The sequence below is a fragment of the Aquibacillus saliphilus genome (assembly GCF_020404745.1).
GTDB classification, from domain to species: Bacteria; Bacillota; Bacilli; order Bacillales; family Amphibacillaceae; genus Aquibacillus; species Aquibacillus saliphilus.
This window is the reverse complement of sequence record NZ_JAIZAP010000003.1, coordinates 163,493-188,550: the sequence shown is the minus strand read 5'-3', so window position 1 is coordinate 188,550 and position 25,058 is coordinate 163,493. Positions and strand designations below refer to the sequence as shown.

16 protein-coding genes are annotated in these 25,058 nt (G+C 35.7%); 13 read left to right on the top strand and 3 right to left on the bottom strand.

The features are described from left to right. Nucleotides 1-395 precede the first annotated feature (395 nt). From LD272_RS04910 to LD272_RS04895, 4 genes are all read left to right on the top strand, one after another. The gene (locus LD272_RS04910) at nt 396-5,444 is read left to right on the top strand and encodes an Ig-like domain-containing protein (protein ID WP_226035478.1); all 5,049 of its coding nucleotides are present in this window, start codon (nt 396-398) and stop codon (nt 5,442-5,444) included. Nucleotides 5,445-6,050: 606 nt separating this feature from the next. Then, complete coding sequence (locus LD272_RS04905) at nt 6,051-6,752, top strand: Ltp family lipoprotein (protein ID WP_226035477.1); 702 nt, start codon at nt 6,051-6,053, stop codon at nt 6,750-6,752. A 283-nt stretch (nt 6,753-7,035) separates the two neighbouring features. Beyond that, a complete protein-coding gene (locus LD272_RS04900; protein WP_226035476.1) occupies nt 7,036-7,611 on the top strand; it encodes an RNA polymerase sigma factor in 576 nt (191 codons plus the stop codon). Continuing rightward, entirely contained in the window at nt 7,608-8,393 is a 786-nt protein-coding gene (locus tag LD272_RS04895; RefSeq protein WP_226035475.1) for a DUF4367 domain-containing protein, read from the top strand. The genes LD272_RS04900 and LD272_RS04895 overlap by 4 nt, the downstream gene beginning before the upstream one ends. A 236-nt stretch (nt 8,394-8,629) precedes the next feature. Here LD272_RS04895 and LD272_RS04890 read toward each other — a convergent pair whose 3' ends face one another. Continuing rightward, complete coding sequence (locus tag LD272_RS04890) at nt 8,630-9,139, bottom strand: hypothetical protein (RefSeq protein WP_226035474.1); 510 nt, start codon at nt 9,137-9,139, stop codon at nt 8,630-8,632. Between the two features lie 549 nt (nt 9,140-9,688). On the opposite strand from LD272_RS04890, the gene betA reads away from it, so the two are divergent. Both betA and betB read left to right on the top strand, forming a co-directional pair. Beyond that, complete coding sequence (betA, locus tag LD272_RS04885) at nt 9,689-11,374, top strand: choline dehydrogenase (RefSeq protein ID WP_226035473.1); 1,686 nt, start codon at nt 9,689-9,691, stop codon at nt 11,372-11,374. A 231-nt stretch (nt 11,375-11,605) separates the two neighbouring features. Then, nucleotides 11,606-13,078, top strand: coding sequence for a betaine-aldehyde dehydrogenase (gene betB, locus LD272_RS04880; RefSeq protein WP_226035472.1), 1,473 nt, complete (start codon nt 11,606-11,608; stop codon nt 13,076-13,078). Between the two features lie 472 nt (nt 13,079-13,550). On the opposite strand, the gene LD272_RS04875 is transcribed toward betB, so the two are convergent. Further along, nucleotides 13,551-14,138, bottom strand: a complete 588-nt coding sequence (locus LD272_RS04875) for a TetR/AcrR family transcriptional regulator (protein WP_226035471.1) — start codon at nt 14,136-14,138, stop codon at nt 13,551-13,553. Nucleotides 14,139-14,266: 128 nt separating this feature from the next. Between LD272_RS04875 and LD272_RS04870 the strand changes: the two genes are divergently transcribed. Then, a complete protein-coding gene (locus tag LD272_RS04870; RefSeq protein WP_226035470.1) occupies nt 14,267-14,653 on the top strand; it encodes an MFS transporter permease in 387 nt (128 codons plus the stop codon). Nucleotides 14,654-15,033: 380 nt separating this feature from the next. On the opposite strand, the gene LD272_RS04865 is transcribed toward LD272_RS04870, so the two are convergent. After that, entirely contained in the window at nt 15,034-15,579 is a 546-nt protein-coding gene (locus LD272_RS04865; protein WP_226035469.1) for a TetR/AcrR family transcriptional regulator, read from the bottom strand. Between the two features lie 170 nt (nt 15,580-15,749). Here LD272_RS04865 and LD272_RS04860 point away from each other — a divergent pair, with 170 nt between their 5' ends. The 6 genes from LD272_RS04860 to LD272_RS04835 all read left to right on the top strand — a co-directional run bounded on the left by LD272_RS04860 (nt 15,750) and on the right by LD272_RS04835 (nt 24,895). After that, entirely contained in the window at nt 15,750-17,186 is a 1,437-nt protein-coding gene (locus tag LD272_RS04860; RefSeq protein ID WP_226035468.1) for a DHA2 family efflux MFS transporter permease subunit, read from the top strand. A gap of 1,299 nt (nt 17,187-18,485) precedes the next feature. Next, complete coding sequence (locus tag LD272_RS04855) at nt 18,486-19,193, top strand: hypothetical protein (RefSeq protein ID WP_226035467.1); 708 nt, start codon at nt 18,486-18,488, stop codon at nt 19,191-19,193. A gap of 332 nt (nt 19,194-19,525) precedes the next feature. Continuing rightward, nucleotides 19,526-20,326: a hypothetical protein gene (locus LD272_RS04850; RefSeq protein ID WP_226035466.1), complete on the top strand. Its 801-nt coding sequence runs from the start codon at nt 19,526-19,528 to the stop codon at nt 20,324-20,326. 53 nt (nt 20,327-20,379) lie between these two features. After that, nucleotides 20,380-21,222, top strand: a complete 843-nt coding sequence (locus LD272_RS04845; RefSeq protein ID WP_226035465.1) for a hypothetical protein — start codon at nt 20,380-20,382, stop codon at nt 21,220-21,222. Between the two features lie 997 nt (nt 21,223-22,219). Then, on the top strand, nt 22,220-23,392 hold the full coding sequence (gene tnpB, locus LD272_RS04840) for an IS200/IS605 family element RNA-guided endonuclease TnpB (protein ID WP_226035464.1): 1,173 nt from the start codon (nt 22,220-22,222) through the stop codon (nt 23,390-23,392). A gap of 135 nt (nt 23,393-23,527) precedes the next feature. Then, a complete protein-coding gene (locus LD272_RS04835) occupies nt 23,528-24,895 on the top strand; it encodes a TrkH family potassium uptake protein (RefSeq protein ID WP_226035463.1) in 1,368 nt (455 codons plus the stop codon). Nucleotides 24,896-25,058: the final 163 nt, after the last annotated feature.

The window sequence follows — 25,058 nt, the reverse complement described above, 5'->3', positions numbered from 1 at the left end:
TAATGTAGAAAAAAGCAGAAGAATTAGAAAAAAAGGAGAAAAAACTCAGTTACATTTTTTGAATTTTTTTATTTTTCTAATATTTGTTTAAGAACGATGATTTAAGGTGCAGAGAGTTTGGTTATATATTTGTAACTAGGAAAGTTATTGATAATACCTATGACAGGTAACACCTTAATCAAACAAAAATTTATTTAACTGGTCTATTAAAATTATTGAGGGGAGAAATAAATAAAAAACATTTTAATCTGAGTTATTTAAGTGAAGGAAACATTAGGTACAAATAGTATCTTTATGAATTTAAGGAAAAAGATTTAACAATTTAATAGATTAGTAATTTTTTAGGATTTTCTAAACTTAAATGTATTTCTATTTATTTTACTGGGGGGAAAATGATGAGTAGTTATCACTCTGAAATCGAAATGGTAAATGAGAGTCGTAAACTAAAACATAAACGTAGAAGAATCATGAAGCGATCTCATTCATTAGCAAAACTATTTTTTATTGCAACGCTTATATTCACCACACTTGCTTCAAGTTATGGGAGTTCGACTATTTTTGCGCAAGATAATGTTGTGGATCGTGATACAAGTGGGGATTTTGATTATAATCCGGTGTTAGGTGAGGATGTACAAGTAGATCCCAATTTTGAGGTTAATGCAGGTGAGGGAGATGTCTTTTCAGAAGGGAATATACGTTTTGAAATTTCTGATGGACATGTGGAATCAGAAAGGTTCTTTATTCCAGAGAATTCTCAAGTGCAACTAGATGGATCAACATTAATTTATAGTGATGGAGAATTTTTATTAGATGGTGTACCTGTAGCTGCTGTGAATGCCACAAATAATGGAGATGGGACAGCACTTCAAATCGATTTATCCGCTCCACTTGAAAATGGGGATTTTGAAAAAGAATTAGAGGGTAATGAGGTTCAAGACTGGACAATTAATGATACGAGTGAACATCCTACCAACAAGGGTACTACAATCAATCAAATTTGGTTAGGGGATTTAGCGACTAAAACAAAAGGAAACTCTTATCGGAATTTTACTAATAATGGAGATGGGACATATACTGCAACAGGTCCGAATGATGAGTACACGTATCAGACTGATGTTGATTATAGTGGTATTGTAAGAAGTGGTGTAGCTGCAAGTATAGAAGGTAATGAAGTATTATTTAGTGGTAGTCAAGGAACTCTTGTAAAAGGTTTGATAGATGATAATGGTAATAATCGACTTGAGCTTGGATTTAAGTCCGGCAGTATCGATAGTAATGCCTCTGGATACGGGAGCGTATTTCGCATAGAAGCATGGAGCACGCCGTTTCAAGCGAAAGCTGGAGATGCATTATACTTTGATTGGCGAGCTTTCACAGTTCCAAATGATACAAGTAACTACGATGATTTCGAAGTGTATGGCTTTATTGTTGATGACGAGGGCAATCATACAGAGATCTTGTATGGTCGTGGTAAAGATAAGAAATGGACAACTGTGCAAAAAGAAATCCCAGAAGATGGCCAGTACCAATTCCGTTTTGTTTCTGGTTCGTTTGACCAAACAGATGGTGGAAAACTAGGAGCTACTTTATGGATTGATAACGCACGTGTGGTTAGTAATAAAGTTGTGAAAGATGTTGTTGATGCTATTGGGCAAATGGTCCATTATCAAAATCCGCTGTATAGTGGCGACCGAAACGTTAACATAAGTCTAATGAAGGAAAACGGTGAAACTAGCGAATTAGTAGATCCCGATGTAACAATTAGGATGATGACCCAAGAAGAAGCAGCTGATTGGTTAAAGTCTAATCTTTCTATCTTAACACCGAATGAAGGTACATTAGTGTATGATGCCAACACATTAGTAACGATCACTGGAGACACTAAAGAATATTCAGCTGTGAATGTGTCAATTGATGATCCAAATAATCAGGAAGTATTTAATGGGCAACCAACTGTGGGTGAAGATGGGAATTGGACAATTGATTATCAAGGAAATTTAATCAAGGGTGACTACACGATTATAGCGACTGCTACTAAGGGTGGCGCGACGTCAGATGCAGTTACAAGAATTTTCACATTGGTGGATACTTCTGAACTTGAAAATTATATTGAGGACGACATACCGGGAATTGTTACAGATGAAGAGGATTATCAAAACGGCTGGTCTGAATATCAAACAAAGTTAATCAATTCTCAAGATTTACTTGATAGGATTGGAAACGAGTCTTCAACGCCGACACAAGCAGCAGTTGATCAAGTATTACAGGAACTTAGAGATGCTGTAGCAGCGCTTGAAAAACATGCACCAATTGAAACAGTACCTGCCACCTATGAACATGGTGGAAATGAAATTGTTATTGAATTTGATAAACCGGTTACATTAACGAATTCTACAAATCCTGAAGAAGGATTTACGGTTTCGGTGGATGGAACAAACTATCCGGTTCTAGATGCTGTTATGAATGGGAATTTAGTTACATTAACAGTAGATCATGAGCTAGATAGTGACGCTAAAAAAGTCCAAGTTAATTATGATGAAACAACCGGTAGTCTTTACGGTGATGAACAAAACGGTTCGGCAGATGAGGCGTTTAGTATTATTGCTACAGACGAATTTGGTGCTGGGTTACAGATAGTTAATACTATTGGAAATACTGATGATAGAACACCAAGATTTAATGGTTCTGTTCACACTAATGCAGACAGTGTGAGATTAACTATTAAATATCAGGATCATGAGGTTGTTGCGGGATTTGAAAATGTTGAAGCTGATTTAGAATCAGGTAAATGGACATATACAGTCCCAAATGATTTTGCTTATGGTGGTTATACTGTTGAGGTCACCGCAACTAACGATGATGGTGGACCAAGAACAGTTACAAAATCAGAAACGTTTTTTATTGTTAATAAAGAAAATATTCAAGCAGAATATGATGCTGTAGATGGATTTGTAGAGGAAGATTATCGGTTAGGTTGGGATGATTTTGAAGAGGCAGTCCAGCATGCGGAAAGTGTAATAAATGATCCAACTGCTTTTCAAGATGACGTTGACCAAGCGATAACTAATCTTGAGGTCACTAGGAATTCGCTTGAAAAACATGCACCAGTTGTAGAACGTGCATCTTACTATCATGGACACAATAACATCTATGTAGTGTTTGATAAAGACGTTATGTTTACTGATGAGGAAAGAGATCTAACCTCGGGATTCATTCTTTCGGTGGACGGCAAAGAAATGGACATTGTAGCGGTGGAGAGAATTAGTGAAGATTTAGATGGGAAGACTCAGGAGCTAAAACTTACCTTACCCGAAGGTGAAGAGTTATTAAGTGAAATTGAAGTGAAAGTAGACTATAGAGAATTAGACGGAAACTCCAATCTAAGTGGTGATGAAGAAAATGGAACGGCCGTAGAGGATTTTGAATTTGTAGCAAGCGATGATTTTGGCCTTGCATTGCAAATATCCAATCCAAATGCAATTACTGATGATACTACACCATCTATAGTAGGTACTGCCGATAAAAGTGCTGACAGTGCATCACTTACTATTATAGGACCGAATGGTGAAGATAGGGTTGTAGATCAAGACGAGTTAACCATCGGTTCCGATGGCACTTGGATATATCAAGTAGAGGAAAAACTTGCGCCGGGTGAATATGAAGTGGTTGTGACGGCATCTGAAGCAGATCGTGAAGATGTCATCAAGCATCATTCTTTTACCGTAGTGGATAAGGAAGATTTAATCAAATTAAAAGATATGATTGATAGCAAAAAATTAAAGGCAAATTTCTACACCGAGGGTACATGGAAAGAGTATTCAATTAAGTATTCGAATGCAGAGGGTGTGATTAATAATCCAAATTCAACACAAAGTGAAGTTGATTCAGCACTTAAGGAATTGAAATCAGCTTACGATGACCTTCTATTAAAAACTGTAAAAGATGCCCTAGATAAAGCTGAGATAGAAAAGAAACTAACTAATAAAACGAAAAAGGTTTATACAGATGCTGGTGGTTCTGAAAGTGATGATGCTTACAAAGATGTCAATAACGAACTAAACAAATTGGAAGAAGAGTTAAAAAAGAAGCCAGTTGAACTAGATTTAGACAAAATATTGTACCGTATTGATGAATTAAAAAAAGATAGAGAAAATTTAGAGCTAGCAACAGATCAATTGATTTCTGATCAATTGAAGGACGTTGCCCGTTTCTTAACAAGAGATACTGCTTTTACATTCAGTCAAGATGACACGTGGGAAAGTGTTACATTGAAATTCCTTATGTTATCTGAAGGACCTTATGATACAAAGATAACATGGTCATCAAGCCAGTCTAAGGTTATTTCATTAGATGGCTACAAAGCTACCACAACTCGCCATGGATCTGATAAATCAGTAATCTTAACAGCGACGATTTCAAAGGGTAATCAAAAGCTAGAAAAAACATTTCTGGTGATTGTCAAACAAGAAAACATTTCGAAAAAAATGAGTGAAACGACCAAACGGAATGCGAGTGTGGGAGTGAATAACAATACGTTGCCTACTCCATCGATTGAGCGAATTAATCTATTCACAAACGATAACCAACTTGTGAACAAAATTGACAAAATTATTGTGAATAATGAAATGGTTCCTGATGTTACTACAGGCACATTCTCGGTCTATTTACCAGATGATCAAGCAAACATCGCAGATGAACTAGCACTAGAAGTTACAGCTGATACCCTTAATAAATTAAAAGGCATTCTAGAATTGAAAACGGACCAAGCAACAATAGTTCTTAATCAATCAGAAGTTCAGAGATTGGCTGACAATGGTTTGGAGTTATTTTTCAGGATCGTACCATTAAGGGATGAAAGAGATAAAAATGAAGTTTCAAAACGAATGATGGCAGACCAATCTGTACTAGCAGAGGTCAATAAAGTAAGTGGAAGTGCTTCTGCAAAATTAGTAGGTACACCAAAAGAAATTGAAACGAATTATTCTGGGTATAAAACAGATATTATCTTACCTATAGGAGAATTTTATCATGATGGTCTTGATTTAGATCGCTTGCGTGTGTATATCGAGCATAGTGATGGAACGATTGATGTTCAAAAAGGAACGATCATTTATGAGAATGATACGCCGACTGGATATAAATTTTCGGTAGATAAGTTTAGTACGTTCACATTATTTGAAGTCGAAATTGTGGATGATTCAACTACAGATCCAAATGATTTGGATAATAATAATGAAGAGGATCAAGATGCAACAAGTGGAACTGATGATCATAAGAATGACCAAGACATATCCCAAGAACCACAAAAAGACACGAATGGAACAGAAGAAAACCAATTACCAATTACTGCATTAAATATGTTTAAGTATTTGATTATGGGCTTGTTACTGTTCGGGTTTGGAGTATCTATGTATTACTTTCAACGACGTAGACGAGAAAATTAATTATTCTTAACATGTGCAAAATATTTAAAAGTTATTGTGAGAGTTGTTTGATTTACTACACGTGGAATATCCAATACCCTTTTTTGAACTAATCCACTGTAATGAGCCTATCAATTTAAATGATCTAATTGACAGAGGAGTTGAAAAAAACTCTGTGAACTATGAATAGTAGCTTTGTAAATTTCATCTCTAATGCATGACGTCAAGTACAGATTTCATCATTAATGCAAACTATAAAGCACCCACAAATGCTGATAAAACAGTATTTGTGGGTGCTTTTGTGAGATTTGCACGGAAAACTGTTTTACTGCAAGCTCAAAAGAAACTTAATTTACTGAACAAATTAAACGAACAACTAGATAGATATGTTAAGGCAAAAGAAAAGATGGGCACTTCTAACGAGCGAACTTAGACAGATTAAGAAACAAAAGAATAAAGAAAAAATTGATTGGGAAGAACTAATGAATAAATCTCGATACTTATAAACATGGTAAGGGTCGAGTGTTTAGAAAGATTGTTTAAAAGTTGTCGGAATTTATCAATTTAGTTAGTAGGAAATTAATGGTATTTAACCGAAATAAGCAATAAAAGGGAGGTCATGTGTTTATGTGGATGTTTTTAGGTATTATTAGTTTCTTAGTAACTCTTGTACTTCTTGTATTGGGAGTTGTGGGCTTAATTAGAAAAAATGGAAAAGCCAAAAAGATGTTTTTAAGTTCATTAGGTGCATTTATTGTTTTTATTGTTGCGCTATCACTAGATGATAGAGCACCAGTAGCTGAAGATTCTTCTAGTTCAAAAGCAGAAGAGACAGAAGCCAATTCTAATGACGACGAAGAATCTAACATTGAACAAGAAGATGCCGATGAGGAAAAACAAAAGGAAGAAGAAGCTAGGAAAAAGGCTGAGGAAGAACAAGCACAGAAAGAGGCTGAAGAAGAGGCTGCGGCTGAAGAAGAAACAGAAAAAAAAGCAGCTGAGGAAGAAAAAGTCAAAGAAGAGGCGGGTGACCCAGCTGAAACATTATCACAAAAAAATGCAGTGGGTGCAGCTGAAAGCTATTTAGACTATACAGCTTTTTCTAAAAGTGGTCTAATCGAACAATTAAAATATGAAGGCTATGATGAGGAGGACGCTACTTATGCAGTAAACCAAATAAGTGTTGATTGGCGAGAGCAAGCAGTATTAATGGCTCAAGATTACTTAGATTACACAAGTTTCTCAAGAAGTGGTTTAATAGAACAGTTAGAGTATGAAGGGTTTAGCAATGAAGATGCTACTTACGCTGCAGATGAAGTTGGATATTAAAAATTTTAATGGGCAGTATTTGTATTATCAAAAGCGACAATAGTAGAGTAAATAAAGAAATAGGCATCCTAATCGGGTGTCTTTTTTATTGGAGTAAAACAAATTTCGTCAAACTATGAACTGTATTACAAGTTAAAATATAACGAGTGGAAAAAAGTGGTATAATTGTGTTGGTCAATAGAACAAGTTAATAAAATGTTTATATAACTGCTAGTTGTATTGTAATACATCTTAATTAGTTATAATAGCACAGCAAATTAAAAGGCTAAGGAGGTTATTGCCTTTGTTTGAACATGTAGGTCAAAGGAAGAGAAACAATGAAAAAGTGGAAAATGAAAAACTAATATTCGAGATGTTTTACAAAAGAGTATATAACTCTGCCTACTTTATTGTCCAAGATAAATATATAGCACAGGATATTGTGCAAGAAACATTCCTAAAAGCATTCCAAAGAATGGATACAATTAAAGACGTTGATAAACTAGGAGCGTGGTTAGGGACTATTGCTACTAGAACAGCGATAGACTTTTTAAGAAAATTAAAAGTTAATACTATCCCCATAGAAGATAAACACCTAAATAGAAACTTGGCAAATGAGAATAGTAATTATCATTTAATTGAAGAAGAAATTGAATATAAAGAACTTAAGAGGTTGTTACATAATAGTATTGTAAAATTAAAACCAAAATATAGAGAAGCTCTTCTCTTAAAATATGAATATGATTTTTCTGATAAACAAATTGCGGAAACTCTAAATTTAACAATTAGTGCTACCAAATCTCGCCTTCATCGCGGTAAGTCAAAATTAAGAGAGATATTACTAGACAGCAAGGCGTTTAAGGATGGTGATATCTTATGAAACGATCAAACTTAGAGTATAAAAGCGAAGATGAGATTTATAGAGAAATTGTTCGTGACGAGCTGAAAAATACTCCAACACCCCCACTCTCCGTTGATGAAGCATGGAGTAGATTTAGTAATGTCAGAAATCAACAACCACAAAAACGTAATATAAATTTTCATTCATACAGTAAATGGATCGGGATAGCTTGCGTTCTCTTAATTATTAGCTCCTTGCTCTTATTATCTCCTGGCAATGGGTCTGCTTTTAGCAAAGTAACAGATATATTTCAAAAGGCTCAGGGTAAAGTGGTGAATTTATTTTTCTCCTCAGATGTAAACCAGGAAGATCAACAGGATACTCCTTCATCAGAAGATTTTATTATTGTTGAAAATTCAACATTCGATTCAGAACAAGTGTCACTAGAAGATGCGAAGACAATTGCAACGTTCCCGGTAAGAATACCAAAAGATATCCCATCACCTTTTTCCTTAAAAGATGTCACAATACTTAAAAAGAAAAACAGTGAAGGAAGCAATGAAATTGTTCTTAACTATTCTGGAAACGAACGAGAATTTATTATAAATGAGAAATTTGAGGAGGGTTCATTCGGTTCAGGGGTTACTGCTGATTCAGACGATACGCAGGTCGAACAAATTTCATTAAATGGTAAGGAAGCTAGTTTTTTAAATTACAAAAACGGAACCACGCGTTTGATTTGGCTGGACCAGTCATATTATTTTTCGATTAGTGGACAACTATCAAAAGAAGAAATAATAAATGTTGCTAAATCATTGTGAGGGTGCTCTTTTAAGTTTTTAAATAGCCTTTATTTTATCGCGAAAATAAAAAACAGATTAACCTCCAAAAGGTCCCTATTTATAAAAGGTAATGCATGGTAAGCATTGGTATATAACAAATATAAGAAAAAAAGATAGAGTATCGATTTCTGATACTCTATCTTTAGCTGTTTTTTGATAATCTAATGTCTACGATAAATGATTTACTCTATATTAACAGCCTTTAATACTTTCATTTATTTAACATAAATATAAGTGGAATAACTATATTCATTCTCTGTAGTTTGGTTCTCATTTATCCAGTGATGGGACCTTGTGCGGTAAGAGTATCCAGGTACAACTACAATATCTTTGCCCCCGCTGATTGCTGCATTATAGTATCCGCGAAAATTACCAACCGCTTTAACGTCAATCCATCTACCTTTATTGCTATCCCACCTTTGTAAATAAACATCAACCGCTATAATGTCTACAGCGATAAATGAACGTGTATTACCACTAACACTTACCGTTGTTCCATTAGAACTTATAAAACTTTCCCCGTCCATTATGTATTGATTAGATTTTATGCTAATCTCATTTATCTTATTTTGTGAAATATCCCCATATCCATTTTCAGGATCTTTTGATTGCACACCTTGAGTTGGTTCCTTTGAAATTTCCGTGGCACTAATATTAGCCGGTTGGTAACAGAATACCCATAACAACGTAACCGAAACAACTATAATCTTAATTAAATGATACATATGTAATCCCCCTTTTATTTTTCAATAGATAGACGTAATTTTTTAAAAAAAGATTCAAATAAAGAGGAATATATGTTGTGTGAGGTATAGAATTCTTTTTAATCTACTAATTTTTAAAAAAGGAAGGAATAAGTCCTAACAAGAGTTTGCGCTCCTCCGAGGCTTATCCCAAAAAGCATAGATACATATTTCAAGAAATTACTTACCATCGCATTTTGGTACACTGTTTTGTTCGCGTTTCTTAAATAGTAGCTTATTAAAATTAACGTTATCTCTTCGATTCTATTTTATAATTTATGTAAAATAGACGCCGGTTTACAAAAAAAATACATTATGGTATATTAAATATATTAAATATATTAAATAAAAATTTAACGAATTTAACAAAGGGCGAACCTGAGCCATTGAATTAGTTTAATTACATTAAATTTTATTGAAAACTATCAAACTACTAACTAATTTCAATCACTGAAGGTGAGTTTTTGATGAATGCTTTTAATATAGTTTTAATCACTGAATAAGTTTTGAACATTCAAGGAGGTACTTAAGATGAAAGAAACATATGATATAGTAATTATAGGTGGCGGTAGTGCGGGTTCTGTACTAGGCGACCGTCTAAGTGCAGATGGGAAACGCAGTGTGCTTATTTTAGAGGCAGGACGTAGTGATTATGCGTGGGACCTATTAATCCAAATGCCAGCTGCTTTGCCGTTCCCTGCTGGGAAAAGTTTATACGACTGGAAATACGAATCTGATCCTGAACCATATATGAATGGACGACGTATCAAGCATGCCCGTGGAAAGGTACTCGGAGGTTCGAGCTCAATCAATGGCATGATTTTTCAACGTGGCAATCCATTGGATTATGAACGTTGGGGAGCCGATCCAGGTATGGAAACGTGGGACTTTGCACACTGTCTTCCTTATTTCAAACGGATGGAAAATGCGTTAGCTGCGGATCCAGAGGATGAGTTTCGTGGCCACGATGGTCCTCTCAAATTGGAACGCGGGCCAGCAACTAATCCTTTATTCCAAGCCTTCTTTAACTCAGCTGTCGAGGCTGGCTACACGCGAACACCTGATGTAAATGGTTTTCGTCAAGAGGGATTTGGTCCGTTTGATAAGCATGTATATAAAGGTAGAAGATTTTCAGCTTCACGCGCATATCTTCATCCGAATATGGGGCGTCAGAACCTCACAGTAAAAACTCGTGCTTTTGTTACAAGTATTGACTTCAATGGTACCCGAGCACGTGGCGTGACCTATCAACGAAACGGGAAGACTCATCAAGTCGCTGCAGGGGAAGTTATACTCGCTGGTGGTGCAATCAATACGCCGCAGCTACTTCAACTGTCAGGTGTTGGCGATGCTGAACACTTACGCTCTGTTGGTATCGAACCAGTAGTTGATCTTCCAGGTGTAGGCGAAAACCTTCAGGATCATCTCGAAACCTATATCCAATACTCTTGTCCAGAACCTGTTTCAGAGCAGCCTAGCTTAAGTAAAGCGCGGATGCCTTGGATCGGTTTGCAATGGTTGCTCGGACGTAAAGGTCCAGCAGCAACAAACCATTTTGAAGGTGGAGGTTTTGTTCGTTCGAACGAAGAAGTCGACTACCCGAATTTGATGTTCCACTTCCTTCCTGTAGCGGTAAGGTACGATGGACAAAAAGCGGATACTAAGCACGGATTCCAGGTACACGTTGGACCTATGTACTCTGATGCCAGAGGGTCATTAAAGATTCGTTCGAAAGATCCTAAAGAGTACCCAAGCATGGTCTACAACTATCTTTCAACCGAGCAGGACAAACGCGAGTGGGTGGAAGCGATAAAGGTTTCACGTGAAATAATGTCTCAGCCAGCTATGGCACCCTATAATTCAGGAGAAATCTCACCTGGTCCTTCCGTTCGTACAGACGAGGAGATTTTGGACTGGGTGGCGAAAGATGCCGAGACTGCACTTCATCCGAGTTGTACAGCAAAGATGGGTCCAGCTTCAGATCCAATGGCTGTTGTAGATCCGCTTACTATGAAGGTCCATGGGCTAGACAATGTACGAGTGGCTGATGCGTCTGCCATGCCTTATGTTACTAACGGCAATATTCATGCACCGGTGTTGATGTTGGCTGAAAAGGCAGCGGACATCATTCTTGGTGGTAAAATCATGGAGCCTATTAATGCAGACTTTTATCGTCATGGAGTACATCCAGCCGACGCAGGCGCAATAAAATCATAAGCCAAATAATTCTTTAAAAAGAAGAACTCTTTCAACATGTATTTGCTAGTCAAAGCTTACATGTTATGAAAGAGTGTCTTCTCTTTTTTGACTATAAAATAGCCCAAGCCATTCTAAATTTTTGGGTTGGCATGTATCTTTGACAGCCTTAAACATAGATGTTAACATGTTAAGAATATTAAATAAATTTTGAACGAACTTAATTTATTCGAAAAATTGGAGTTGATGGATTTGAGTCTAAAAAAACAACAATACATTAATGGTAAATGGGTAGATGCGCACTTAGGTAATACGCGTGATATTATTAATCCATTTAACCAGGAAATTATTGCTACTGTTCCAGAAGCTGATGAAACAGATACAAAAAAAGCAATCGCAGCAGCAAGAGCAGCATTTGATAATGGAGAATGGTCCTCTACTTCAGCAACAGAACGTGGGACTATCGTAAGGAAAATTGCCGAATTAATAGAAAGAGATAAAGAAGAGCTTTCTAGATTAGAATCATTAGATACTGGCAAAACAGTAGAAGAAAGCCGTGGAGACATGGATGATATCGCTGGAGTATTTCGTTATTATGCAGAGATTGCGGGTAAAGATGGCGGGGAACTAATTGACTCACCAGTACCAAACTCTATTAGTAGGGTGGTTCGGGAACCGGTTGGTGTTTGTGGTCAAATAACACCGTGGAATTATCCTTTACTTCAAGCGTCTTGGAAACTAGCTCCAGCTCTTGCAACTGGAAATACTTTAATAATGAAGCCAAGTGAAATCACACCACTTACTACGATCAAAGTATTCGAACTAATGGAAGAGGCAGGAGTGCCTGCTGGTGTTGCTAACCTAGTACTTGGTGCTGGTCATACAGTTGGTGCAGAGCTATCTAGTAACATTGATGTGGACCTTATTTCCTTTACAGGTGGAATTGTTACTGGGAAGAAAATCATGCAAGCAGCAAGCGTTAATGTGAAGAAGCTTGCACTTGAACTCGGTGGGAAAAACCCTAACATTATCTTTGCTGATGCTGATTTTGAGGTAGCTGTAGACCAAGCATTAAATGGGGTATTCTTCCACGCAGGACAAATCTGTTCTGCTGGTACAAGACTGATTGTGGAAGAAAGTATTCACGATGAGTTCGTAAACGCACTTGTTGAGCGAGTGAAAAAATTTAAGCTAGGAAGCGGTTTTGACGAAGATACACAAATGGGGCCGCTTATTTCAGCAGAGCAACTTGCAAAAATAGAAAAGTATGTAGAAACGGGTATTAAAGAAGGTGCTAAAATAGCAGTTGGTGGTAGCCGTCCAGAAGATCCAGAACTACAAAATGGATTTTTCTACCTACCAACTATTTTCACAGACTGTACAACAGACATGAGCATTGTTCAAGAGGAAGCGTTTGGTCCTGTTATCACGGTTGAGAAATTCCGTGCAGAAGAGGAAGCAGTAAAGCTTGCTAATGACTCTATCTACGGACTTGCTGGTGGCGTTTGGACAAACGATATTGTAAAAGCTGAACGTTGTGTAGCAAGGATGCGCATGGGTACTGTTTGGATTAATGAATTCAACCTTTATTTCCCGCATGCACCCTGGGGTGGATTTAAGCAATCTGGTATTGGGCGAGAACTCGGAAAACAAGGTATTGAAGAATATACAGAAACAAAGCATATATTCCAAAACCTTAAACCTGAATCTATCAACTGGTTCTAAGCTAATTTACTATTAAGAAATGATAAAAGTGGTATAGCTAGATTGACATGCACGTTCCAACCTTGATATGAATGGTTTTTTAGAAAGATGAGCGTGAAATACTACTATATTTCTGGTTTTTTTAAAAGAAGTTCACAAGTGTGTAGTCCGCACTATGTGAGCTTCTTTTTATTTATTACTTGAATCCATTTCATAATTGCAAAGTATTATGAAATTGACTAACTATGCGATCATTGTGTTTTCTCTGTTTTTTTCTTTATTGGACGAGTCTTGCGTTGGCTAAATATATAGTTCGATTATTCTTCTGGTTTATCGCCTAAATAACAGTGACATTTGTTAAATCTGTTGATTTATTTTGAACCACTAAAGTCTGAATCTTCACCTGATGTATCAAGGGATTAAGCATGCAATTACCTTTTGATCGTGATTTGAATTTAAATGATATGAATGGATTGTTAACAGGGCTTCTTAATCATAAGTTTCTTATGAAAAAGATAATCTGAATATACATCTCAGCCATTTCACTTGGAGATTCGGCTAAATCATTGTCAAGCCATTGTTCGATCAAGCCTAAAAAGGCAGATGTAGCAAATGAAGACAAATAGTCTTGAGGAACTGCCAAGCCTTTAAAAAAGTCTTTATTTTTAATCATTTTTTCTATAAAATGATCAACAAAAAAAAGCTTAAGCCGTTTATGGAAGCCAACGCGGTTATTATCCCCTAAAAATACTTGAAAGTATGCTGTATTCATTTGAATATAGCGGAATACTTCAACCGCATGCATAGAGATATTTCCTTGTTCTGCTTCTACTAATAAAATATCTGGTTGGAGGCGCTCTAAATGCATTTCAAGTCCAGTTAATAAGCTCTCCTCCATTTGGTCCAGCAAATCATATTTGTCTTGATAATGCAGATAAAAAGTTCCCCTGTTTATATTCGTGGCTATTGAAATATCTTGGACAGATACTTTCATGAAATTCTTTTCCTTGAGTAATTGTAAAAAGTTATTTTGAATTTTTTCTTTTGTCTTTTCATTCATTTCATCGTAAATTGCAGTCATCTTATTTCCTCCGGACCAATCAACAGTTAAACATCTTCTGTTTATTGCTTTCATTATAGCAGGCGCTTATACTAAACGTACACCACTCAACACGTTGTTGAGTGGAATTTACAAGATAGGTGATCTAAGTGAAAAAGTCGAATATTATTATGTGGGTTATGCTTTTTATTGCTGCTGGAATGCTTTCGAAGGCGTTTATATTAAATGAAGCTATTAAAATGTTTTTGCTCATCTTTTTTTCAATAGGTGCAGGATTAGGCTTATTGCGTCTATTTGTCAATAATTCAATTAAAAAGATGAAAGGAAAGGATTGGAAAGTGAAAGTATTATTCTTTGCAGTTTTATTAGGTTTAGGGTTGCCGTTCCAGTCCTGGTTTAGAAATGAAGTTTTATTTACAATGGATTCAGCATATCTAACAGGAAGCATCATTATTATGGTTGTAGGTATGCTATTTATGACTACTTTCTTTGGTTTTGCATTGAATAAGTTTCAATTAAAGAATGTGGAAAAATAAAGAATGCTTCGTTTTTTATTGGGTGTATCCTGTATATCAAGGAGAGTGCCGTCACTGATTGTTCCGCTTGCCAAAAAATGAAAGCTGGACATCATTGTAATCTGAAAAAGCCAGAATCTGGAGTTATAGCTAGATTGACAAGCTGTTCCAACCCTTGATATAAAAGTTGTGAATTGGTCACAATGGTCACAAAATTCTTAGTGAAGGTTTCTCATTAATTATCCAAATTTTTGAGAGGCCTCTTTTTTCATTTCTTTGGTTCATCAGCAATTAAAATGTCTAGAAGTGTCTTCATCAAAGGGTTCACTATGCTTCAATTAAAGACATTGCAATCAAGCGATAAATAACGCGACTGATATTATTGTACTGTTAAGACATCCTTAACGTCCCCTAGTCATCCATACCGACATTTGTTGTGCAATATATTCAGAGCTATAATGTTTTCCATCACGAATCCACCACATTAAAATACCTAGAATTGAAGATGCGATAATATCCTTTGAAACAGTATTTTCTGTTACTATTTTTTGTAGATCGCGCCTTGCTTGAACGAAATCCACGATAAAGTTATGCAGTTTCTTTTGAAACGCCTTCTCTTCGAATAACACTGATAAGTATTTTCGATGTTGATAAAAATAATCTAAAAAGGTAAGCATCTGTTCATCTAAATCAACAGGTTCTAGTTGTAATAACGGTGACAATTTCTTATACAGGTCGTCGAAAATATCAGAAACTACATGCTCTATTAAATTGTGCATATCTAAATAATGTAAGTAAAATGTAGCACGATTTAATTCTGCTATTACTGTTACTTTTTGAACAGTTAACGCCTGTAAATTTTGTGATTCAATTAATAATGACTTAACAGCTTCCTTCAATAAACGCTTGGAGCGAATGGCACGCGGATCTTCTTTCTTTACAGACATTTTAATGCCTCCCCTGTCTATTAAACTTAAATTTTACAACACAATTAAAGAAACTGTTGCATAGTAGACGGTTTTCGGAAAAATGTTGGTGGTTTCCTAATTTAAAAGTTGTTACAATTCATTTTATCGTCATTGTGTTGATAAAGTAAAGAGGAGGTCTGTGATTTTCTATGGATCAACAAGTAAATAAGAAAGTATTACTGTTTGTGTTGCTACTGGGAGGTTTTTTATCGATTTTAAACCAAACACTTTTAAATGTAGCACTAAGTAAATTTATGGAAGTATTCGATGTTAGTGCGACAACTGTACAATGGTTAGCAACAGGATTTATGCTCGTTAACGGTGTATTAATTCCGGTAACGGCTTTTTTAATGAAGCGTTTTTCAACACGTCAATTATTTGTAAGCTCTATGTTATTATTATTAATCGGTTCTATTTTTTGCGCAATTGCAACGAATTTTACAGTTTTGTTAATAGGACGTATGATTCAGGCAGCGGGTGCAGGGATTATGATGCCGCTTATGATGAGTGTCGTAATGGTTATTTTTCCACTTGAAAAACGAGGAAGTGCAATGGGATTATTAGGGCTTGCCATGATTTTTGCTCCAGCGATAGCACCAACATTATCTGGCTTTGTCATTGAATATTTATCATGGCGCTGGCTGTTTATTGGCTTAATACCACTTGTAGGGATTGTTATTTTATTGGCATTGAAATATTTAGTTAACGTATCTGAAGTGTCAAAATCAAAGTTGGATTTGCCGAGTGCCATTCTATTAACAATCGGCTTCGGGCTACTATTATATGGATTTAGTAATGCTGGTAGTCACGGCTGGAACGATGCGCTAGTGTTGACGTTAATTATTGCAGGCATTTTAGTATTAGTGTTATTTACAACACGTCAATTACAAGCAAATGACCCGTTCTTAAATGTACGTGTATTTCAAAACAAAACATTTACCATGACGTCACTCATTAACATTATTGTAACGATGATGTTATATGCAGATATGATTTTATTACCGATTTATTTACAAGATGGTCGTGGCTTTACAGCATTTGATGCAGGATTATTATTATTGCCAGGGGCCATCATTAATGCAGCCTTATCGCCTGTTACTGGGAAAATGTATGACCGATTCGGCGCGAAGCCATTATTCATTATCGGTTTAATTTTCGTCATTCCCTCGATGTGGGTTGTAACTGACTTAACCGAAACAACGACATTTACTTTCTTAATGATTCGCACGATTTTCTTGCGTATCGGTTTAAGCTTTATTACAATGCCGCTGAATACAGCAGGCTTAAATGCATTATCAAAGGAACTTGTTACACATGGCACGGCCGTAAACAATACTGTTCGTCAAATAGCAGGGGCGATTGGTACAGCGGTTGTGGTAACAATTTATACATCAAACGCAACAGATTATACAGACGATTTAGTTAACCAAGGTGTGTCAGAAAGAATTGCGGAACAGGCATCAATTTTTGCCTCAAGTGAATCATACTACTTTATGATGATTTTAGCGGTTGTTGCACTGGTGATAACATTGTTTACACCGTTAAAAAAACCTATGTCAACTGACAAAGCGGAAGAGCTGCACTAAAAATATTCAATCATTAGCAGAACTGTTAAAATAGTAAGACCAACCGTGAGTTGAATTACAAGTTAGATTAGAAATTCCAAATGTAGAGTTATAACTTTAAATCTTATGATCAGCATTGATCGATAAGTTTTACAAAGAGTTTTATAGTTTCTGAAAGACCTCTTCATTTTCTTGAAATAGCAAAGATTCATCTTAGAAAGGGCGTTTTCGTACAAGTTTCTTACTTTTACGAAAGCGTCCTTTTCTCATGTGTGAATCTTCTTTTTTTATCATTTAGACAGAAAAACACCATCCAAGGCATACTATCTCCACATATCAAAAATGATAACCAAACCCGGAATTAATTTATTTTAAAGGAAACATTAGCGATATTATAGCGATATGGAAAAGACTATGGTCTTTAGTTGGTTATATCGCAAGGCGATATCCCTTAAAATTCAGTGGAAACCTTCCTATTATAATAGAAGTGTAATGCGATACGATCTAGCTCAGAATAAACGATTTTCATCAAAAGGCTGAAAGGATGAAGAAAGAGGAATTGAACACGAACTGTTAGAAACTATTGTTACATTTAGTGAAAAAGAAAAGGAGTGAATAGTTGTTACAATTGACATCAAATCGCTCGTATCGGCACGCGATATGGAAGAAGTCTAATCGTTTTTTTCTTTTCATATCGCTAGGCGATATATACCTTGCAAATTCACTGAGAATCATTCATATTTGATAGATAAGGGAGATTCTTAAGCGATATGATATATAACAGAAAGAAAAGCCTTTTTAAAAGAAAGTGGCAGAAACAGTTGGACAACACCAGCTGTTAGAAAGTAGGATTAATTATAGAGAAAAAGAAAGCGATTAAATAGTTTTTAACCTGAGATTAAATCGTTTATATCGGCACGCGATATGAAGGAAGTTAAATCGTTTTTTTCTTTTCATATCGCTAGGCGATATATACCTTGCAAATTCACTGGAAATCATTCATATTTGATAGATAAGGAGATTCAAATGCGTCATGATATACAACAGAATGAACGATTATTTAACTACAAGAAAATGGCGATTTGATCTTGTTCTATAAGAAATCGAATTGCTCATAGCGGCACGCGATACGAACAAGCTTATTTTTGATGAAATAGGTGGAGTTATTTGACGGATTAGAACCTCAGTTTAAATATGTGTCTTTCTTGTTAAACTACGCCAGAAACGGTGTAGAGGCTCTTGTGTTCCGTATCGCTCGGCGATATAACTTATAAATGAATCGTAAATCTTCATATTCAATAGATAGAAAAGGAGATCGATATGCGACACGATATACAACAGAATGAACAATCTTTCACTACCAAGCAAGTGGCAGAAGAATTGGGGATTGCCACCCCCACTGTTAGAAAGTATGGCCAAATTTTAGAGCGAAATGGATATGAATTTTTTAAAGATGGTGATCGGCGCATTTTTGTTCGTTCGGACATCGAATCGCTTATAGCGATACGCGATACAGACAAGCCCTTAGACGAAACTGCTAAACACCTTGTTGATCAACAAGTAGATAGATTGGAAGAATTCAATAAGACAGAGGTAGCGATACCCGATACATATGATAGTTTACCCCAGGACCCCAATCAACTAAAAGAATCCTTAATGTTTTTAGCGAATGAACTTGCAGCTACACGTGAAATGAATCTTCAATTAACAAACGATATGTCTCAACTTAAATCAACTGTTTCAAGGCTCCAGCAAGATCATCATGCGATAAGTTCTGGTATTGGAAATTCAGCACAAAAAACGAATGCAAAAATTGAAAGATTAACTGAACAACAAAATACTCATTATGAAACATTGCTGCAACAAGAAAAAGAAAAAAGTGAATTCTTACAAAAAGAAATACAAAACATGCGCGACGAGCAGAAAAAAGAATGGCGTTCACAAAATAGTTTTAACAAACGTTTAGAAGAAGCGGTAAAGAAACCAACAGGAAGTTTAGAATGGTTTTTCTCCTTATTCCGTAAATAGGGTGCATCTTTATATAGAAGAATTAGGTCATCTTTTAAAATGATAGTAATCAGGACGATCTAACCTAAGGAAGTGTTTAATTATTCCTATAGGTGGACTATCTTTCTAGATGTTACAATGGATAATCTTAAAGCGGTTAAATTCGCAGACCATGTTTTAAAACCGTTAAGAGGCATGAAAATTAAGTTACTACTAACTTAATTTTCATGCCTCTTTTTTTGTTATTAAGATAGTTATATGTGGGTAATTTTCACTAAATTAATATTTGACCTCCACAAAAAGTCAAACTAGTTAGAATCATTTAGTAGAAAAAAAGAAGGAGGTGAAAAGGTATGCGTCTCTCAAGTATGATAATTTTCAGCTTGATGATAAGTGCACTATTTATCCTTCCAGTAGAAGCTTTAGCGTCAAAAGGAAAAGAAAATAAAGACGTTGAAGTTACAACGAAACCCAAAGTAGAGATGCCAACCTCGTCCGCATCCGACAGTAGTAAAAATACAATGACAAAAAAAGTGAACCAACATCCTGAAAAAGTGGACAAGGTAAAATCTTCAACTGGTAATCGTGATAAAAATAAGATGAAAACTTCTCCAGGTTCAAAAGAAAAAGTTTCAAATAATCTAGGGGGAAAAGTAAAAAAACAAAACCGAAATACGAAGGTAACAACAAGTAATGGTAATCAACAATCAAATGATAATAGAAAGAATAAACAAAAATCCGTAAAAGAACAAACAAATAAACAGGAGTCAGAGTCGAAGGATATGGCCAGTACTTCAATTAGTCAAAAAGCAGATAAATTACAAGCGGAAAAGATAACTAGTACTAAGGATACCTCAGTTACTGGACCTGTAAATGCAAACCAAGATTCGAAATCAAGACAGGACCGAGAGCCTTTTTCAGAACCAAATCAACCGGTTTATGTTAGTCTGGCCACTTCTGAAACACCAATTTCAGGAAGTGGAGGATCAAATGGCTTGCAAATTTCAGTTCCAATCTTTGTGAAGGCAAATGTTGTGTCAAGTGATGAAACGATGCAATCTGAACAGTCCCAATTTTGGGGGTCTAGACTAGAAATCCTTCGAAACCAATGGGTAAATGCACCGCCATTTAATCCACCTATAATTGCTTCTTGAATTTTTTATGGTTAGCATACATTAAATTTTGAAAAACTAAGGAGCGAAAAATAATGAAAAAACAAACCATTTATAAAACTTTCGTAATTGCAGGGACACTATCAATAGCTACTTTATTTGGCGGAGAATTAACTGATGCTAAAAGTGATAAAGCTGACAAAAAAGCTGAAGTCAATGTACAGGTTCAAGAGGATGTTGATACTGAAACAAAAGTGAAACAAAATCCTTCTGTACAAAACAAAATCAATTCGCAAGCATCTGAGAATGCTAGTGCCAATGCTAAAGCGAACGCTTCAGCAAATGCCGCTATTCACGCAGTTCCAGAGCAAGATGAGGAAAGTCTTGAAGAAGAAGTATCCACTGATGAGGACACTACCGAAACAGAAGATACTACTGAACCAGTAGAGATGGATGATGCTGAATCTAGTAATGATGAGAGTGAAAACTCGGAGGAACTAGAGGAGGAAAGTTCTGAAGAAGAAACTGAATCGACTGAAGATGGAAATGAAGAAGATAGTACCCAAGAAGCTACAACTAAAAGTGAAACTACCGAAGAAGATGTTGTAGAAACTGATCTTCCTGAAGATAATGAAAAAGACGAGGAAGTTCACGTTTCTGTTCAAAACAAAATTAATTCTTACGCTGCTGAACATGCTAGTGTACATGCAAAATTACATGCTGCTCTAATGTCTGCAGTTTTAGCAGAAGTGAATTCAGAAGAAACCGATCAAAGTAGCCCAGAGGTTGAGGGTGATGTAACTGTTGATGAAGTAAATGAAAATACGGAAGAAACAACGGAAGTAGACTCGGAGCAAGCGGCTGAGTCATCCGATGAAATTGCGGAAACAGACCTAGATGCTGAAGCTATTATAGAAGAAACTGAAACAGTAGAATAAATTCTCCTTTAAAGGGCTGTCGATATAATCGGCAGCCTTTTTTATGGACTCTAAACTCTCAGGCAAGCTGTAAGTAATAAGGAAATGTGACAAGAAAATAGTTATTTTTTATATATTATGAAAAGTGCATTGCAATCACACAGTCACCATATTATACTTTCTAAAAAGCTGTTTTCTAAAGATCGTTACTAATTTTAATTATTGAATCTAAAACAACAATTTCGATAGACTGCGACGTAACTACTGAGTTGATTTCCGCTCCGGGCAGTCGCTCTCCGCGGGCAACGCTTCAACTTCCTCGGAACAAAACCGCTTCCTGCGGGATTTTCAGCTGTTGCTTTTCCCGCAGGAGTCGACTGCCCTCCGCTCCAATCAATCAGTATAACGATATTTATAAATAATTGGTGTTTAGTAGTACTATACCCAAACTAGAATAGCTTTCTGTTCAAAGTAGAAAAGTCTATGAAACATATAGTTACACGGTTGAATTCTTCGATAATCAGAACACCATTACCAAGCGTAGGCAGAATACGAAGCCTCCTCGAAAATTAAGATTGTCTGAGGAGGCTGAGGCCGTGCCCACGGAAAGCGAAGTATTCTGACGAAGCGACCGTATCGCACTCGATTCAATTAGAGTGGAACTAAAAGTTACGTCGTATTTTCTATCAAATGCGACAAGCTATCCGAAAAGAGTCTCCTATAAATAGTAGAACAAAAACTAGAAGCTTCCAGGGTTTTGTTTATCAATAAGAATTGTACAAGTGGACATACTAATAGATATTACTTCTTAATAAAAATAATATAAAATATTTATAATTTATCTAAAACAGGCGAGAAAACTCCCTCTTCAAGCGTGTGAAGGGCGTAGCCCAACGGTAAGGAGGAGATGAATCGCCTTCAGACAAGACGCCATCTCAAATGTTTGGAAAATAAATCGAACTAGCGTTCGAAATCACCCTTTTGTTTGGTATAATGGATAAAAGGGAGGTGAACCTTAATGTTAGTGAAAAGAGCCTATAAATTCAGAATCTATCCAAAACCCAAACAAGTCATACTTTTCAATAAAACAACTGGTTGTTCACGTTTTGTGCATAACTATTTTGTTGGCAAGCAAAAAGAGAAAGATTCTTATTGGCATGTCGTGAATGAAATGGTGCAGAACGGTCAATTAACGGAAAATAAATGGAAAGGTGAGTTCTTCAACAAGAATAAATCCATTAAAGCGGTTCGTGAACTGAAGAAAAACTATTCCTTTTTGAAAGAAGTCGATAGTATTGCCCTTCAAAAATCAGTTGAAATCGTAAATGATTCTTACTCTAGATATTACAAAAAACAAAACAAAGAACCACGTTTTAAATCAAAAAAGAATCCTGTTCAATCTTACACAACGAAATGTGTAAATGGCAATATTGCTGTCTTGGATAAACATATTAAATTACCGAAACTAGGATTTGTTCGTTTTGCAAAAAGTCGAGAAGTCGAAGGTCGAATCATGAACGCAACAATCAGACGTAACCCTTCGGGTAAATACTTCATTTCCATTTTAGCTGAAACAGAAGTTGAATCCTTTGAAAAGACAGGTTCATCCGTTGGAATTGATGTTGGGTTGAAGGAATTTGCTACTCTTTCAGATGGAATGGTATATAGAAATCCAAAATTCTTCCGCACATTAGAAGAAAAGTTAACAAAAGACCAACGTATTCTTTCAAGGCGACAATTTGGTTCTTCTAATTGGAAAAAACAAAAAACAAAAGTCGCCCGACTTCACGAAAAGATTGCCAACGCAAGAAAAGACATGTTAGATAAAATCTCTACCGAGATTGTCAAAAACCACGACATCATCGGAATCGAAGATTTGTCTGTCAAAAACATGTTGAAGAATCACAATCTAGCAAAAGCCATTAGTGAAGTATCGTGGTCGCAATTTCGAACAATGTTGGAATACAAAGCAAACTGGTACGGAAAACAAATCGTGCTTGTCGCTAAAAACTTTCCAAGCAGTCAACTTTGTTCCAATTGTGGTCATAGACACAAAGACGTTAAAAATCTTGCCTTACGTGAATGGTCATGCCCAATGTGTAAGAGTCATCACGAAAGGGATATTAACGCAAGTATCAATCTTCGTAATGAAGCATTACGATTAACCGCAGGAACTGCGGGGATAGCCTAATCCATAACTAATCGATAGGTTGGTGTTTTTAGGAATCCCCCACTTCAAGCAACCCGTAAGGGTGGTAAGTGGCGGGTAGTTCAAGATAAACTTACAAATAGTTTAATGTTAATAGACCAAGGAGATAAACCCGTAATGAACATATTATCGAAGGAATTTAAAATTTCTAAACAGTTGTCAACTATTCATGTAATTATTATTTATTACTTATTAGCTATTGGGTTTTCTACATTGCTATTAAGTTTACCCTTTTTTCATAATCCGGGAGAGTCTCCTACTTTTATTAATATATTGTTTACTGCTGTTAGTGCTATTAGTGTCACAGGATTGACTGCGGTTTCTATTACTGAAACTTTTAATGTATATGGAAAATTAGCAATTACGCTAGTGTTGCAATTTGGTGGTATAGGTATAATGACTTTAGGGACATTTGTCTGGGTTATCTTAGGTAAGAAAATAGGATTACGTGGAAGGCAATTGATTAGAGTCGATCAAAATAGTAAGACTTTATCAGGACTAGTTAAATTAATGCTTAAAATTTTCCAAATTGTACTTTTAATAGAGTTAATAGGTACAGTAATATTAAGTACATACTTTTTATCGTATTTTGATACATGGCAAGAAGCCTTACTTCAAGGTTTTTTTGGAGCTGTAAGTGCAACTACAAATGGTGGTTTTGACATTACTGGTTCCTCTTTAATTCCGTTCGCAGGTGATTATTTTATTCAGTTTGTTAATATTATTCTAATTATTTTAGGTGCGATAGGTTTTCCTGTTTTAATTGAAGTTCAAGAGCTTATCAGAGGTAAATATAAGGATGGCTCTGATAAATTTCATTTTTCGTTGTTCACAAAACTTACAACCTTTACATTTCTTTTTCTTGTATTAATAGGGTGGCTATTGATATTTTTACTAGAACGAACAGCCTTTTTTGCTGACAAGCTTTGGCATGAAACCTTCTTTTACAGTTTGTTCATGTCAGTTACATCTAGAAGTGGTGGTTTAACGACAATGGATGTTAATGAATTCACAATGCCAACTTTATTACTAATGGTTGTGTTAATGTTTATTGGTGCGTCTCCAAGTAGTGTTGGTGGTGGTATCAGAACAACAACATTCGCCATCATGTTACTTGCAATATATAATTATGGTAAAGGTAATTCTAGTATTAAAGTGTTCGGAAGAGAGATTGAACCTGAAGATGTATTAAGGTCATTTATTGTTATCTCAACAGCAACTGTATTGTGTATAACTTCTGTTATTATACTTGCTTCAACGGAAAGTTTTCCGATTATAGCTATCATATTTGAAGTGACCTCAGCCTTTGGAACAACAGGATTGTCGATGGGGATTACTCCTGATCTCACTTCATTCGGGAAAATAGTCATTATGTTTTTGATGTTTATTGGAAGACTGGGTGTTTTCTCCTTTATTCTCCTACTTCGAGGAAAGGAAACAAAGGACTTGTATCGTTACCCAACAGAAAAAGTGATTATTGGTTAATTTATAAAGCAGACCTTAGAATTTAATTCTAAGGTCTGTTATTGTATTTTTTACTAAATGTTAACCGAAACCACGTTTTACTATATAAAAATGCATTTGATTACTGTTAAAATAAAATTATTATGAAAAATCCGTAAATTTCCTTGATTCCCACATCTAAGTG

Coding starts and splice junctions, on each gene's coding strand:
- LD272_RS04905 (WP_226035477.1), top strand. CDS start 6,051: ATGTGGATGTTTTTAGGTATTATTAGTTTCTTAGTAACTCTTGTACTT.
- tnpB (WP_226035464.1), top strand. CDS start 22,220: ATGTTAGTGAAAAGAGCCTATAAATTCAGAATCTATCCAAAACCCAAA.
- LD272_RS04855 (WP_226035467.1), top strand. CDS start 18,486: ATGCGACACGATATACAACAGAATGAACAATCTTTCACTACCAAGCAA.
- LD272_RS04875 (WP_226035471.1), bottom strand. CDS start 14,138: ATGACTGCAATTTACGATGAAATGAATGAAAAGACAAAAGAAAAAATT.
- LD272_RS04895 (WP_226035475.1), top strand. CDS start 7,608: ATGAAACGATCAAACTTAGAGTATAAAAGCGAAGATGAGATTTATAGA.
- LD272_RS04910 (WP_226035478.1), top strand. CDS start 396: ATGAGTAGTTATCACTCTGAAATCGAAATGGTAAATGAGAGTCGTAAA.
- betA (WP_226035473.1), top strand. CDS start 9,689: ATGAAAGAAACATATGATATAGTAATTATAGGTGGCGGTAGTGCGGGT.
- LD272_RS04850 (WP_226035466.1), top strand. CDS start 19,526: ATGCGTCTCTCAAGTATGATAATTTTCAGCTTGATGATAAGTGCACTA.
- LD272_RS04865 (WP_226035469.1), bottom strand. CDS start 15,579: ATGTCTGTAAAGAAAGAAGATCCGCGTGCCATTCGCTCCAAGCGTTTA.
- LD272_RS04890 (WP_226035474.1), bottom strand. CDS start 9,139: ATGTATCATTTAATTAAGATTATAGTTGTTTCGGTTACGTTGTTATGG.
- LD272_RS04860 (WP_226035468.1), top strand. CDS start 15,750: ATGGATCAACAAGTAAATAAGAAAGTATTACTGTTTGTGTTGCTACTG.
- LD272_RS04845 (WP_226035465.1), top strand. CDS start 20,380: ATGAAAAAACAAACCATTTATAAAACTTTCGTAATTGCAGGGACACTA.
- LD272_RS04835 (WP_226035463.1), top strand. CDS start 23,528: ATGAACATATTATCGAAGGAATTTAAAATTTCTAAACAGTTGTCAACT.